This is a genomic window from Pseudochelatococcus lubricantis, from assembly GCF_011762225.1.
Taxonomy (GTDB): domain Bacteria; phylum Pseudomonadota; class Alphaproteobacteria; order Rhizobiales; family Beijerinckiaceae; genus Pseudochelatococcus; species Pseudochelatococcus lubricantis.
In genome coordinates this window covers 77867-90234 of record NZ_JAASQI010000009.1, presented here as the reverse complement: position 1 = coordinate 90234, position 12368 = coordinate 77867, and the positions used below count along the sequence as shown (strand labels likewise).

The following is a 12368-nucleotide window of genomic DNA, read 5'->3' as shown; positions in this document are numbered from 1 at the left end:
CATGTCGGGCCTCACGGGGTCGCCGTCGAGCCCGCCCGCCCGCCCTGCGGGCCGGAGGGCGTGCTGGTGGACATCGACAGTCCCAGCGACTCAAGCTTCTTGCCGATCTCGTCCACTTTCGCCCGGCGCTCCGGGATATCCGCGAAACGCACGATCTGCCCGATCTGGAGCGGCTGCGTGTCGAGATACTTGCCCGCGAGCACGGTCAGGCGGTCGGGACGCACATGAAACTGCCAGTCGGCGCGGGAGGCGGCGATGGCATCCTTCTCGCGCTGGATTTGCGCCTTCAGCTTGGACAGCTTCTCGGCATAGAAAATCGATTCGTACTTGATCGAATAGGCGTAGCCGGCCGAGCCGATCAGCGCCAACACCGCCAGGACGTGCAGCAGACGTACCAGCATCACCGCCCCCTCTTGCGAAAACGCCGCTCCGGCAACGTAGCCAGCGACATCACCGATTCATCCTCTTCCCGTGCCGGCGCGTCGGTGCGCTCGGCCGCCCGCAGCTTGGCCGAACGCGCGCGCGGGTTGGCGCGGCATTCAGCCTCGGACGGCGCCACCGCGCCGCGGGTGACGAGCCGGAAGGTCGGCGCCTCGCCCGCTTCCTCGGGCAGATGGCGCGAGCCGCCGCCGGCGCGGCCCGCGCGGCGGGCCAGGAACTGCTTGACGATACGATCTTCCAGTGAATGAAAGGTCACCACGGCCAGCCTTCCGCCCGGCCGCAGCAGGCGCTCGGCGGCATGCAGCGCCCGCGCGAGTTCGCCGAGTTCGTCGTTGACATAGATGCGCAACGCCTGGAACGTGCGGGTCGCCGGATGCGGCCCGTGCGGCTCGGCCCAGACGACGGATGCGACGAGATCGGCGAGTTCCTTCGTCGTCGCGATGGGCGCCGCCGCCCGCCGCTCCACGATGGCCCGCGCCACGGCGCGCGCGCGCCGCTCCTCGCCGAAATTGTAGATGATATCGGCAAGCAGCGCCTCATCCGCCGTATTGACCACCTCGGCCGCGCTCTCGCCCGCCTGCGCCATGCGCATGTCGAGCGGGCCGTCGAAGCGCAGCGAGAAGCCGCGCTCGCCCTCGTCGATCTGCATGGAGGACACGCCGATATCGAGCACAACGCCGTCGAGGCGATCCGCGCCCTGCCCGCGCGCCGCCGCCTCCATGGCGCCGAAGACCGTTTCCACCAGCGCGAGCCGCCCGCCCGCCGCCGCGACGAGCGGCGCACCTGCGGCGATCGCGTCGGGATCGCGGTCGAGCGCGATGACCCGCGCGCCGGGAACGGCGAGGATGGCGGACGTATAGCCGCCCGCGCCGAAAGTGCCGTCGAGGTAGAGGCCGCCGTCGCGCGGGGCGAGCGCTGCGAGCACCTCCCCCAGAAGCACGGGAACGTGACGGGCCGGTCCGCCTGCGACGCCGGCCGGGCCGTCGTCGCGACCCGTCATCGTTCCCGCGCTCCCGAAACCGCGGCTGGCACGCCGGATTGTCCGCCGAGCGCCTTCTTCAACGCCCGCACCTTCTCCCGCGCCGCGTCGAGGTGCGCGCGGAAGCGCTCCGGCTCCCACATCTGGAACTTGTACCCGTGCCCCACGAAGGTCACCGCCTGCGTCAGGCCCGCATGCTCGCGCAGCCCTTCCGTCAGGATGATGCGCCCTTCCGGGTCCACCTTGAGAATCTCGCTCGTGCCGAGCAGCGCCGTCGACAGATGGTCGCGCTCGTCCGAATAGGGCGGAAGCGTCGACAGCAGCCCATCGATCTCCCGCAACAGAAGGTTGCCCCCGGCGTCGAGCGCCGGGCTGTCCAGAGCCGGATGCACGTAAAGCCCCTCGAAACCGTCCCGCGCCAGCACCGCCCGGAACGACGCGGGGATCGACACCCGCCCCTTGGCGTCCAGCCGGTTGGTGAAGTTGGATACGAACCGATCCATGAAGCCCATATCCGCAGAGCCGCAGCCCGATCGCGGCGTTATCCGCCGCCCTCACCAACAAGGCCGCCGTCACGACCGCGACGCGCGCCCGCAACACCGGGCGAAAGCGCTGGCCGGCAAGGCAATTCGCCCGATGGGCAAACCGCGTCCGGCCGATCGCGAACGGGATGATTTGGGATATCATGGGATGCCATGGTCGTCAATGGAATCACGGCCACCGCGGCCGGGATTTCCACCCCCATCACAACCGCGTTAGGGTTAATGAACCGTTGAATCGGCACGGATTTCGCGCATTCCGGAAAAAATTCGCGCTATCCCATGAAAAAGAAAAACGTCCGGCCGAAAAAATAAGGCTGCGGATGCCTCGCGGCATCCGCAGCCTTGATGTCAGTCGGCCTGTAAGCCGGGTTCTGTATGGCGGATGCCCTGCGGCACCCGCGTGACGACCATTCATCTGGGACGGCTGTCGCCAGCCGCCTCTGGCAACCAACCCGGATAACCGGCGCGGAAACGCGCCTGACGGCCCGGCGGACCGGACCGTCCGTCATCCCTATTCGGTTTTGCTCCCGGTGGGGTTTACCTTGCCGTTCCCGTTACCGGGCCCGCGGTGCGCTCTTACCGCACCCTTTCACCCTTACCCCGGACGCATCCGGGGCGGTTTGCTTTCTGTGGCACTTTCCCTGGGGTCGCCCCCGCCGGACGTTATCCGGCACCGTGTTTCCGTGGAGCCCGGACTTTCCTCTGCCCTTCCGGACAGCGGCCGTCCGGCCGGCTGACATAATGCGAGATAAGGTCATGCGCACGCGCGGTCAAGTGCAAGTCTGTAGCCGCCTTCAGTCGACGACGACCGTACCGGTGTTTCCGGTCCCCGCCTGTGCCACCTTCTCGCGCGCCAGACTGGCGGCGATGGTGCGCACCTTGGCGCAGTAGGCGAGATTGGCGCGGTTGATGCGTCGGGCGTAGTGCCCGCTCTGGTAGCGCATCACCGTGCCGCAGGTGTCGCCGCCCGCGAGCCGATAGGCCTGGCCCAGATATTTCATGCCATACATGAGATTGGTCTCGGGCTCCATCAGCCCGCCGGCACCACCGCGATAGCCCATTCCGCGCGCCGTCGCCGGCTTGATCTGCATCAGCCCGACGGCGCCGCCGTTGCTGACGCGCGGCTGATAGCGGCTCTCCACCCGCACCACAGCGTCGCCCAGCGCGAAGGGCACACCGTTGGCGGCAGCGTGCTTGGCGATCAGCGCCCGGTAGCGCTCACGCGCCGGCTGATGATAGCCGAGCGGCTGCCCCCCCGTGAGAGTGCGGGAAACCCGCTCTGGCTCAACGGCCGCAAGCGCCGGCGGCGCAACGATCGCCCGCTTGCCGCGCGGTGCCTTGCCGCGCGACGCCTTGTCGGCACGGAATTTTCCGGATGAGCGCCTCTCGATGGAAGGTTTATCAAGGGAAGGCCTGCTGCGGGAGGCCCTGTCCGTTCCGCCTGCGTCCGCAACGGCGGCGCGCTTTCCGGCGGGAGCCTTGCCCGGCGCGACTGTCGCCGCCGCAGCAAGGGCCCTGGCCTTCTCGGCGGCCAGGAACTCATAAACACCTGCGTTATCCGATGCATACGCGGGAACCGCGCCCAAAGCGCCGGCCAATACGCCGGCCAGCGCGAACATCTGTACTCTATTCAATCCAATGCTCCTTGGCCGACCCGACGCTGATACGCCCGCGCCCCGATGGCGGGACGGCTTGACGATCCAGCCAGCGGCAGGCCGACAGAAAGCCTTCGGAGCGCAGACACGCTCCGTCCGGACATGACACAACAACTGCGGAAGATGCCGCCCCCGATCGGGCACGGCCCGGTGCGCGGCCAGAACATCAGCGCACCGGATCAGCTTATCCGGATGGGTACAAGTTCATGACAGACATGACACCAGTCTCCGCATGCCCCCCGGCCACGAACAGACGTACATTCAGCGGGCAAATGCGGCGATCTTCTGGCACAATAATAAATCATGTAAATTTATATATTAAGATTTATAAAAGTTAATCATTTTACATAAAATTTACATTCCATTATCCATTCTTTTCTTTTCATTTCCGCAGATATAAAGTTTTCGTGATGCGGCAAAAAATTGACGGGCCGCATGTCGTGCCTTCCCGTGTGCAAATAAGCTATAAAAAGGCTGCATTTTCCGCTCGTGCCCGTGGCGGTTTTCCCGCGGGCGAGGTTTTTGCAAGCATTCGGAGGTCATCATGGTCACGTCACGGCTCGTCGGTCTGGTCGCTGTGGGGGCGCTGGCGCTCTCGCTCGGTGCCTGCAGCTCGAATCCCCGTCAGCGCACGGTGGAGGGGGCGTTGATCGGCGGCGCCACCGGCGCGGTCGTCGGCGGTGCGGCGACGGGCCGCGCGGGCGGTGCGCTCGCCGGCGGCGCCATCGGCGCGGCGGGCGGCGCGATCATCGGCCACGCCACGGCACCCAGAAGGTAGGAACAGTTCCGCGCGGCGGTTTGCGGGCATGAGGCGAAGCGGATATAGAAGTCTGCCATTGACGCTCTCACCGTTCACGGCCCGCCCGACATGACATCCAGCCCCGGCCCCATGGCCCGCCCCACACCCGACAGTCCCGTCGCGTCGAAGGTGTTCCCGTCTCCCAACCACGGCGCGCGCGCCGCGAAGGCCGGCGTGGAAGGCGCGGCGCGCCGGCCGGACATCCTGCTGCTGCACTACACGGACATGAGCGATTCCGGGCAGGCGCTCAACCGGCTTTGCGACGCGACGTCGGAGGTATCCGCGCATTACTTCGTGTTCGAGAACGGGCACATCCTGCAGCTCGTGCCGGAGGCGCGGCGGGCGTGGCACGCGGGGGCGGCCGTGTGGGGCGAGGAGCGCGACATCAATTCCGCCTCCATCGGCATCGAGATCGCCCACCCCGGCCATTACCGCGAACCGGCGCAGCCGGAAGCGATGCCGCCCTATCCGCCCACGCAGATCGAGGCGGTGATCGCGCTTGCGCGCGACATCGTCGCTCGCTGGGGCATCCGCGCCGACCGGGTGCTCGCCCATTCCGACGTCGCGCCGCTGCGCAAGCGCGACCCGGGCGAAGCCTTCCCGTGGCAGGAACTGGCGAAGGCGGGCGTCGGCCACTGGGTGCCGCCGGCGCCGCTGCGCGGCGGGCGTTTTCTCTCACCGGGCGAGCGCGGCCAGCCGGTCGAGGCGCTGCAGGCAATGCTGGCGCTGTATGGCTACGGCCTCGACATCGATGGCCACTACGGCATCGCCACGGAAGCGGCGGTGCGCGCCTTCCAGCGCCATTTCCGGCCCGAGCGCGTCGACGGCATCGCGGACGCCTCCACCATCACCACCCTGCGCGACCTGATCGCCGCGCGGCCGTGAGAATCGATATTACCTGAACGGCGGCTCGTCGAAGCTGCGCAGCTTGCGCGAGTGCAGGGAATGCAGCTGGCTGCGCAGCAGGTCGAGCGCGGCGAGGCCGATGCGCAGGTGCTGCTCCACGGACCGCTCGTAGAAGGCGTTCGCCGCCCCTGGCAGCTTGATCTCGCCGTGCAGCGGCTTGTCGGAAACGCAGAGCAGCGTGCCGTAGGGCACACGCAGCCGAAAGCCCTGCGCGGCGATGGTGCCGCTTTCCATATCCACGGCGATGGCGCGCGAGAGGTTGATCAGCCGCCGCTCCTGCGACCAGCGCAACTCCCAGTTGCGGTCGTCATAGGTCACGACGGTGCCGGTGCGCAGGCGCCTCTTCAATGTCTCGCCGCGCTCGCCGGTGACGCTCGCGGCCGCCTCCTGCAGCGCCACCTGCACCTCGGCCAGCGCCGGGATCGGGATTTCCGGCGGAATCGCCCGGTCGAGGATGTTGTCCTGCCGCAGATAGGCATGCGCCAGCACATAGTCGCCGATGGACTGCGACTGGCGCAGGCCCCCGCAATGGCCGATCATCAGCCAGCAATGCGGGCGTAGCACGGCGAGATGGTCCGTGATGTTCTTGGCATTCGCCGGCCCCACGCCGATGTTGACAAGCGTGACGCCGTGGCCGTCCTCCGCCACGAGATGATAGGCCGGCATCTGGAAGCGATGCCAGGCGACGCCGGCCGCGAGTGCGACGGCCTCGTCCTCCGGCGTGCCACGCTCGATCACCGTGTTGCCGGGCAACACGAGCCGCGTGTAGCGCCCGCCTTCCCGCAGATAGGTGAGACCGATGCGGATGAACTGGTCCACATAACGGTGGTAGTTCGTCAGCAGGATCCACGGCTGCACGTGCCGCCAGTCCGTGCCGGTGTAGTGCACCAGACGGCGCAGCGAAAAGTCGACCCGCGCGGCATCGAAAAGCGACAGCGGCAGCGGGCGCCCCGCCTCGTAGCGCCACAGCCCGTCCGCCACTTCGTCGCCCACCTCGATGAGGTTGGGCACCGGAAAATGGCGGGCCAGTTCCGCCACCGTGCTGCCCGCGCCGAGTTCGTTGCCGCGCGCGATCACATATGGATAGGGAATTTGCTGCGTCCCGCGCCCGACCAGCACCCGCGCCGAAAAATCCTGAATCAGGTGGCTGAGCTGGTCGACGAGATAGTCGCGGAACGCCGCTGGCTGGGTGACGGTCGTCGCGTAGATACCGGAGCGCTGGAACTTCGCATAGGCGCGCGCGCTCACCGGGATCGACCCGTCCGGCTCGTAGACCACGCGCAATTCCGGATAGCAGAACGCCGCCCGCGTTTCGGCGTCGGGCGTGACGCGCGTCGTCACATAGGCGTCGAGCGCCTCGCGCTCGGCGGCGACGGCGGCATCGTGCAGGATAACGAGCTGGTCGACCGCCTCTCCGGCGTTCGCGCAGGCGACGAAGCCGGCGGCCGTGCCGGCGGGGACGAGGCTCATCCGCGCGTTCCTCTGCGAATCATGGCCGCACGACCGGAACGGTCACTGCACCACAACCGGATTTTCCGGGTCGCCCGGCAGGACGAACAACTGCCCCGGATAGATCAGGTTCGGATTGCGAATCTGATTCTGGTTGGCGCCATAGATCACCGTATAGCGCGTACCCTGGCCATAGACACGCCGGCTGATGCGCCACAGGCTGTCTCCGCGCTCCACGCGCGTGGTGCGCACCTCCGGCACCACGACATGCGATGCATCGCCCGCGGCCCCGTCCGCCTGTCCGGTGAGCGCCGGCGCCTCGCCAGGCGCCGCCAGCCGCGTCCCGTCCATCTCGAACGGCACTTCCGCGCGCGACACCACCGTCGCGCTGCCGGGCGCCACCTCGTCCAGGCGCACGCGATAATCGCCGTCGCCGAGGCCGGAGCCGATACTGAAGGCGAGCTGCCCGGCGGGCGAGGCTTTCGCGGCGGCAAGATAGCTGTCGTTCAGGTAAAGCCGCACGGAGGAGCCCGGCGGCGCCTGTCCCGAAACGTAGAGCCGTCCGGCTTCCGCCTCCACCGTGGTCACGGAAACGGCGGAGGGCGGCGGCCCGGCCTCCTGCTTGCCGTCCGCGCCCGCCGGCGCGGTCTGTCCGTTGCCGGCTGCGCCGTTGATGCCGGGGCCGGAGAGCACCAGCGTCGGCCTGTCCGGCTCCGCCAGCGCCACCACCGGCGGCGAGCGCCGATCCCCGGCAATGACCACGGTGACGGACTGGCGGGACTCCGTCACCTTGCCGTCGCCGGCGATCTCGCGCAGGGTCAGTTCGTGGTCGCCGGGCGGCAGCGGCGGCGGTGTCAGGGCGAAAGCGCCGGAGTTCTGCGCCTCGGCTCGGTCGTGCACGCGCCCGTTGACGAGCAGCTCCACGGCGCTGCCCGGCGTCACCCGGCCGGCGACGACCGAATCTCCCTCCGGCCCGACGCGCACAACGTCGAAACTCGGCATCGGCACCTGGCGGAGCGCCTCCTGCCCGGGAGCGGCGACGGGCTGGGTGGCCGGTGACTGGCCGGTCACGGAGTTGCCTATCACGGAGTTGCCGGTCGCGGATTGGCCGGCGGGGATCGGAGAAGCTGGCGCCTCCCCCCCGGCGATCGCGAGCGGCTGCGACGAATCCGATGGCGCGCGCGCGTCGGCGGAAGTTCCGGCCGGGGCCGGCGCTTTCTCGCCGGATGTGGCGGGCTGGCCGGAAATGGCGGTCTGCTGCGGCGCCGGTTGCGTCGGCGTGCCGGACGGGGGCGTCCTGGCCGGCGGCAGGCCGAAAACAGCGAGGACGGCCGCCAGAACCGCAGCGCCTGCCGCAACGATCGCCGCCTGCCCCTTGCCCGATATGGCCATCCGCCGCCCCTCTCGCCTTCAGCCCATGCGCCGTAACCGTCACCTGCCGCACAATTGTCTTTATATACGCCACCAAAGCGCTTGTCGCGCCATACGAAAGGTCTGGCTCAAAAAACCGTGATCGTGACATCGATGCCGCCCCCGGCGGCGCGCGGCGCCGGCGCGTCTTTCGCGCGGGAGCGATGATGCACGCTCTTGACCGCGCCCTTGCGGCAGTTCAAACCATGCTGCATGAGCACGATTCGATCCATCTGCGTCTATTGCGGCTCCGGCAACGGCAACGACCCGATCTTCACCGAAGAGGCGGTCGCGCTCGGCACGGCCATGGCGGAAGCCGGCATCCGGCTGATCTATGGGGGTGGCAGCATCGGCCTGATGGGCACGACGGCCCGCGCGGTTCTGGAAGCCGGCGGCGAGGTCACGGGCATTATTCCCGACTTCCTGAAACAGCGCGAGAGCCTGCTGAAGGACGTGCAGGAAACCATCGTCGTGCCGGACATGCACACCCGCAAGCGGCTGATGTTCGAGCGCGCCGACGCCTTCGTCGCGCTGCCCGGCGGCATCGGCACGCTGGAAGAACTCGTCGAGCAGCTCACCTGGTCCCAGCTCGGGCGCCACAAGAAGCCCATCCTGATGCTCGACACCAAGGGCTTCTGGCGCCCGCTGCTGTCGCTGTTCGCGCACATGAACTTCGCGGGTTTCATCCGCCCCGGGCTGAACGTCACCTATCTGGTGGCGGAAAAGGCCGACGACATCATCCCCATGCTCAATACCGCCGCCCACCGCGGCGCGCTGACGGAACCCGCGCCGGAAGCCGCGGTCATCGGCGAGCGATTCTGATCACGTAAGCCTCCAGCCGGTTGTACCGTCCTTGTTGTCGATCAAGGTGATCCCCTGACCGCTGAGTTCATTGCGCAAGCGGTCGGCCTCGGCCCAATTCTTGGCTGCCCGCGCGGCGATACGTGCACTGACGACGATTCTGACCGGTTCCGATAGCACTTCTTCCTTCATGGCACTCAGCGACCGCAAGCTGGCAATCTCCTGTAGAGCCCGTGTTACTGGGCCAGGGACGATTTCCCCGCTGGCAGAAAGGCTCGCTTTTGCCACCGAAACTAGTGATACGTTTATAACTCTCCCCGGCCTAGGAACCTCAGCTAGGTTGAGGCCCAACAGTTCAACGCCTGCTTTCAACTCAGAAAGGCCGCCTGCCGATTCAAGACCGTGAAGCACGGTGATTGCACTGTGCGTGTTGAGATCGTCGGCGAGCGCCTCCAGCAGCGCCGCAGGCGGATGTTCCGCTGCCTCCACGCCCTCCGTCGCGCGCGCCCACGCCGCGAGCGTCGCCGCGCTCTCCTCCAGCCCCTTCACCGTCCAGTCGATGGGCTGGCGGTAGTGCGTGCGCAGCATCGCGAGCCGCAGCACAGCCCCCGGCCACGCCCGCCCGCCGAAGACCTCCGTCTCCAGCAGGTCGTGGATGGTGATGAAGTTGCCGAGGGATTTCGACATCTTCTCACCCTCGACCTGCAGCAGGCCGTTGTGCAGCCAGTAGTTGGCCATGCGCGCCGTGTCCAGCGCGCAGCAGGTCTGCGCGATCTCGTTCTCGTGGTGGGGAAAAACCAGATCGATGCCGCCGGCGTGGATATCGAACGTCTGCCCGCCCGCGGGATCGTCGCAATGCAGCCGGCCGGCGAAGCGCTCGATCAGGTGGCGCCAGCTCATGGCGGAGCATTCGATGTGCCAGCCGGGCCGCCCCCGGCCCGCGATGCCGGCGGGGCTCTCCCAGCCCGGCTCATGCTCGCCGGAAGGCTTCCACAGCACGAAGTCCATCGCGTCGCGCTTGTAGGGTGCGACGTCGACGCGCGCGCCTGCCAGCATGTCGTCCAGGGAGCGGCGTGCCAGCGCGCCGTAGTGCGGCGGCCGCCCGAGGCTGCGTTCAGCCGCCGCCTGCATGGCCGCGACGGAGAACAGCACGTGATCTTCCGCCACGTAGGCGAAGCCGCGCGCGATCAGCCGCCCGATCAGCTCGCGCATCTCGGCGATGTGCTCCGTGGCGCGCGGCTCCACGGTGGGCGCCAGCACGCCGAGCGCCTGCGTGTCCTTGCGGTACTGCGCCTCGGTGGTGGTGGTGACGCGGCGGATGGCCTCGTTCAGCGGCAGGTCGGGAAAGTCGCGCGCGGCACGGGCATTGATCTTGTCATCGACATCCGTGAAGTTGCGCACGTAGGTCACCGCCCCCGCGCCGTAGCGGTAGCGCAACAGGCGGAACACGAGATCGAACACGATGACCGGGCGCGCGTTGCCGATGTGGGCGTAGTCGTAGACGGTCGGGCCGCAGACGTACATGCGCACGGCCTGCGGATCGATCGGAACGAAGTCCTCCTTCGTCCGCGTCAGCGTGTTGTAGAATCGCAGCGTCAAAGAACCGTTGTCCTGCGCCGAAGGCATGCGTCGTTCCCCCATTCCCGCCGGGATGACGCGCCGATCTCATCAAGACAGGACGGCCCCGGCCAGCGTATTCCGCTAGCAGCAAAGCGCCGATGACGCGCAAATGATAGCCATCCCTGTCATGGAACGGTTATTTGCCCTTTCGGCGCGGGTCCGTCAAGAGCGGCTACCGCCGGCTGCGCTCAGATATAGATGGTCGTCGCGATGATGAAGAAGATCAGCACGCCGACGACGTCGTTGGACGTCGTGATGAAGACGCCGGTCGCGACGGCGGGGTCGAGCCGCAGGCGCTTCAGCGCGAGGGGAACGAGCGAGCCGATGACGGACGCCTGAACCGTGACGACAAGTAGCGAGAGCAGCGCCGTGAGCGCCAGCATGAACGGCCGATCGATGCCGAGGAAGCCGGACAGGATCATGATGCCCGTGCCGATGATGAGGCCGACGATCGCGCCGTTGAGCAGCGCGCCGCCCAGCTCGCGCAGCACGCGCCCCCAGATGTCGCCGACCCACAGCGCATTCGACGCCAGCGCCTGCACGGTGATCGTCGACGACTGGATGCCCGCGTTGCCGGCAAGCGACATGACGATGGGGATCAGGCTCGCCAGAATGGCGGCCTCCGTCAGCGCATCCTCGTAGGAGCCCACGACCAGCGCCGCGATGCTCGACCCGATGAGGCCGGCGGAAAGCCACGGCAGCCGACGCGGCACGATGCGGAGCGGGCCGTCCATGGCGCTGGCGTCGGCGGCGAGGCCGGCCATCAGCCTCATGTCCTCCTCCACCTCCTCGCGGTCGATCTCGCGCAGTTCGGTGGCGGTGATGATGCCGACCAGCGCCCCGTTCGCGTCGACGACGGGCAGCACCGGCAGGTGCTCTCGCTCGGCGATGCGGGCCGCTTCCTCGCGGTCGGTGTCGGCTGCGACGGTAACGATGTCGGAGCGCATGATGGAGCCGACGGTCGCGTCCGTCGGGTGCAGCACCAGATCGCGGACCTTCAGATAGCCGACGAGCTGGCGGCCGCCGTTGGTGACGTAGACGGCATAGAGGCGGTCGATGACATCGGCACGCTGGCGGATCTCATCGATGGCCTGGCCTACCGTCCAGTCCTGCGGCACGGCGACGAGGCGGCGGCGCATGACGGCGCCCGCCGTCCCGTCGATATGGGTGATCGCGGCGCGCAGCGCCTCCGCCTGCGGGTGAGCGGCGAGCGCGGCCTCGACGAGATGCTCCGGCGCGTCGACCAGAAAGTCGGCGGCATCGGCGATTGGCAGCTTCGCGGCGATCCGGGCGACGCGCTGCTCGCCCTCGGCGTCGAGCAGGTACTTGCGGATGTCGGGGTCGAGTTCCTCAAGCGTGGCGAGGCCCGGCGCGTCCGGCAGCAGCCGCAGCAGCACGCGGGCGCGCCGGGGCTTCAGCAGCAGGATGAGCCGCGCCGCCTCGGCGGGCGATAGCTGGCTCACGGCGGCGAGGTCGGCCCCGGCGTCACCCTTGAGCAGTTCGTTGAGACGTTCGAGAGGCTCCGCCTCACCTTGGGATGCGCGCCTCAATTCATCGATCAGCATGGTTCCGCCTCATGAATGACTGTTGCCGTCGGCCGCCTCCCGCCGGGCGGGACGAAGCGGCGGCCCACTCATAAAGCGCGTCTGATACAATTTCTTGACGGGTTCCGTCCCGAAAAATCCGCCGCGACCGCGCCGCCTCGCCGGGCAGTCTGGCAATACAGGCCGCTCCGGCAGGTGTGACAGATAATCAACAGGCGTAAT

The 12368-nt window shown here is 67.9% G+C and carries 12 protein-coding genes and 1 other RNA gene; 3 read left to right on the top strand and 10 right to left on the bottom strand.

All coding sequences use genetic code 11. The features are described from left to right. Positions 1-11: 11 nt before the first annotated feature. The 5 genes from ftsL to FHS82_RS17020 all read right to left on the bottom strand — a co-directional run bounded on the left by ftsL (position 12) and on the right by FHS82_RS17020 (position 3596). Positions 12-401, bottom strand: coding sequence for a cell division protein FtsL (gene ftsL / locus FHS82_RS17040; protein ID WP_246225403.1), 390 nt, complete (start codon positions 399-401; stop codon positions 12-14). Continuing rightward, positions 401-1441: a 16S rRNA (cytosine(1402)-N(4))-methyltransferase RsmH gene (rsmH, locus tag FHS82_RS17035; protein WP_166955075.1), complete on the bottom strand. Its 1041-nt coding sequence runs from the start codon at positions 1439-1441 to the stop codon at positions 401-403. The genes ftsL and rsmH overlap by 1 nt, the downstream gene beginning before the upstream one ends. Next, a complete protein-coding gene (locus FHS82_RS17030; protein WP_166955073.1) occupies positions 1438-1923 on the bottom strand; it encodes a division/cell wall cluster transcriptional repressor MraZ in 486 nt (161 codons plus the stop codon). The genes rsmH and FHS82_RS17030 overlap by 4 nt, the downstream gene beginning before the upstream one ends. 383 nt (positions 1924-2306) lie before the next feature. Continuing rightward, positions 2307-2699: RNase P RNA component class A (gene rnpB, locus FHS82_RS17025), an RNA gene on the bottom strand. Between the two features lie 57 nt (positions 2700-2756). Continuing rightward, positions 2757-3596 (bottom strand): lytic transglycosylase domain-containing protein, encoded by an 840-nt coding sequence (locus FHS82_RS17020; RefSeq protein WP_166955071.1) that lies wholly within the window; start codon positions 3594-3596, stop codon positions 2757-2759. Positions 3597-4161: 565 nt separating this feature from the next. On the opposite strand from FHS82_RS17020, the gene FHS82_RS17015 reads away from it, so the two are divergent. Further along, the gene (locus tag FHS82_RS17015; protein WP_166955070.1) at positions 4162-4395 is read left to right on the top strand and encodes a YMGG-like glycine zipper-containing protein; all 234 of its coding nucleotides are present in this window, start codon (positions 4162-4164) and stop codon (positions 4393-4395) included. A gap of 90 nt (positions 4396-4485) precedes the next feature. After that, positions 4486-5301, top strand: a complete 816-nt coding sequence (locus tag FHS82_RS17010; protein ID WP_246225402.1) for an N-acetylmuramoyl-L-alanine amidase — start codon at positions 4486-4488, stop codon at positions 5299-5301. A 9-nt stretch (positions 5302-5310) separates the two neighbouring features. Here FHS82_RS17010 and FHS82_RS17005 read toward each other — a convergent pair whose 3' ends face one another. The 3 genes from FHS82_RS17005 to FHS82_RS21370 form a co-directional block, all read right to left on the bottom strand. Further along, positions 5311-6792, bottom strand: a complete 1482-nt coding sequence (locus FHS82_RS17005) for an AMP nucleosidase (protein ID WP_166955068.1) — start codon at positions 6790-6792, stop codon at positions 5311-5313. Positions 6793-6834: 42 nt separating this feature from the next. After that, the gene (locus FHS82_RS17000) at positions 6835-8163 is read right to left on the bottom strand and encodes a LysM peptidoglycan-binding domain-containing protein (protein ID WP_166955066.1); all 1329 of its coding nucleotides are present in this window, start codon (positions 8161-8163) and stop codon (positions 6835-6837) included. 107 nt (positions 8164-8270) lie between these two features. Beyond that, positions 8271-8396, bottom strand: coding sequence for a hypothetical protein (locus FHS82_RS21370; RefSeq protein WP_281351147.1), 126 nt, complete (start codon positions 8394-8396; stop codon positions 8271-8273). Between FHS82_RS21370 and FHS82_RS16995 the strand changes: the two genes are divergently transcribed. After that, a complete protein-coding gene (locus FHS82_RS16995; RefSeq protein ID WP_166955064.1) occupies positions 8395-9003 on the top strand; it encodes an LOG family protein in 609 nt (202 codons plus the stop codon). The two genes, FHS82_RS21370 and FHS82_RS16995, sit on opposite strands and share 2 nt — an antisense overlap. Here FHS82_RS16995 and cysS read toward each other — a convergent pair whose 3' ends face one another. Both cysS and mgtE read right to left on the bottom strand, forming a co-directional pair. Continuing rightward, positions 9004-10608 carry a cysteine--tRNA ligase gene (cysS, locus tag FHS82_RS16990; protein WP_166955062.1) on the bottom strand — a complete coding sequence of 535 codons (1605 nt, stop codon included), beginning with the start codon at positions 10606-10608 and terminating at the stop codon, positions 9004-9006. A 182-nt stretch (positions 10609-10790) separates the two neighbouring features. Beyond that, complete coding sequence (mgtE, locus tag FHS82_RS16985) at positions 10791-12167, bottom strand: magnesium transporter (protein WP_166955059.1); 1377 nt, start codon at positions 12165-12167, stop codon at positions 10791-10793. Positions 12168-12368 lie beyond the last annotated feature (201 nt).

What these genes read in the sequence shown, in the direction of transcription:
- FHS82_RS21370 (WP_281351147.1), bottom strand. Translation starts at nt 8,396, where the DNA reads ATGCAGCATGGTTTGAACTGCCGCAAGGGCGCGGTCAAGAGCGTGCAT.
- mgtE (WP_166955059.1), bottom strand. Translation starts at nt 12,167, where the DNA reads ATGCTGATCGATGAATTGAGGCGCGCATCCCAAGGTGAGGCGGAGCCT.
- ftsL (WP_246225403.1), bottom strand. Translation starts at nt 401, where the DNA reads ATGCTGGTACGTCTGCTGCACGTCCTGGCGGTGTTGGCGCTGATCGGC.
- FHS82_RS16995 (WP_166955064.1), top strand. Translation starts at nt 8,395, where the DNA reads ATGAGCACGATTCGATCCATCTGCGTCTATTGCGGCTCCGGCAACGGC.
- FHS82_RS17010 (WP_246225402.1), top strand. Translation starts at nt 4,486, where the DNA reads ATGACATCCAGCCCCGGCCCCATGGCCCGCCCCACACCCGACAGTCCC.
- cysS (WP_166955062.1), bottom strand. Translation starts at nt 10,608, where the DNA reads ATGCCTTCGGCGCAGGACAACGGTTCTTTGACGCTGCGATTCTACAAC.
- FHS82_RS17015 (WP_166955070.1), top strand. Translation starts at nt 4,162, where the DNA reads ATGGTCACGTCACGGCTCGTCGGTCTGGTCGCTGTGGGGGCGCTGGCG.
- rsmH (WP_166955075.1), bottom strand. Translation starts at nt 1,441, where the DNA reads ATGACGGGTCGCGACGACGGCCCGGCCGGCGTCGCAGGCGGACCGGCC.
- FHS82_RS17000 (WP_166955066.1), bottom strand. Translation starts at nt 8,163, where the DNA reads ATGGCCATATCGGGCAAGGGGCAGGCGGCGATCGTTGCGGCAGGCGCT.
- FHS82_RS17005 (WP_166955068.1), bottom strand. Translation starts at nt 6,792, where the DNA reads ATGAGCCTCGTCCCCGCCGGCACGGCCGCCGGCTTCGTCGCCTGCGCG.
- FHS82_RS17030 (WP_166955073.1), bottom strand. Translation starts at nt 1,923, where the DNA reads ATGGATCGGTTCGTATCCAACTTCACCAACCGGCTGGACGCCAAGGGG.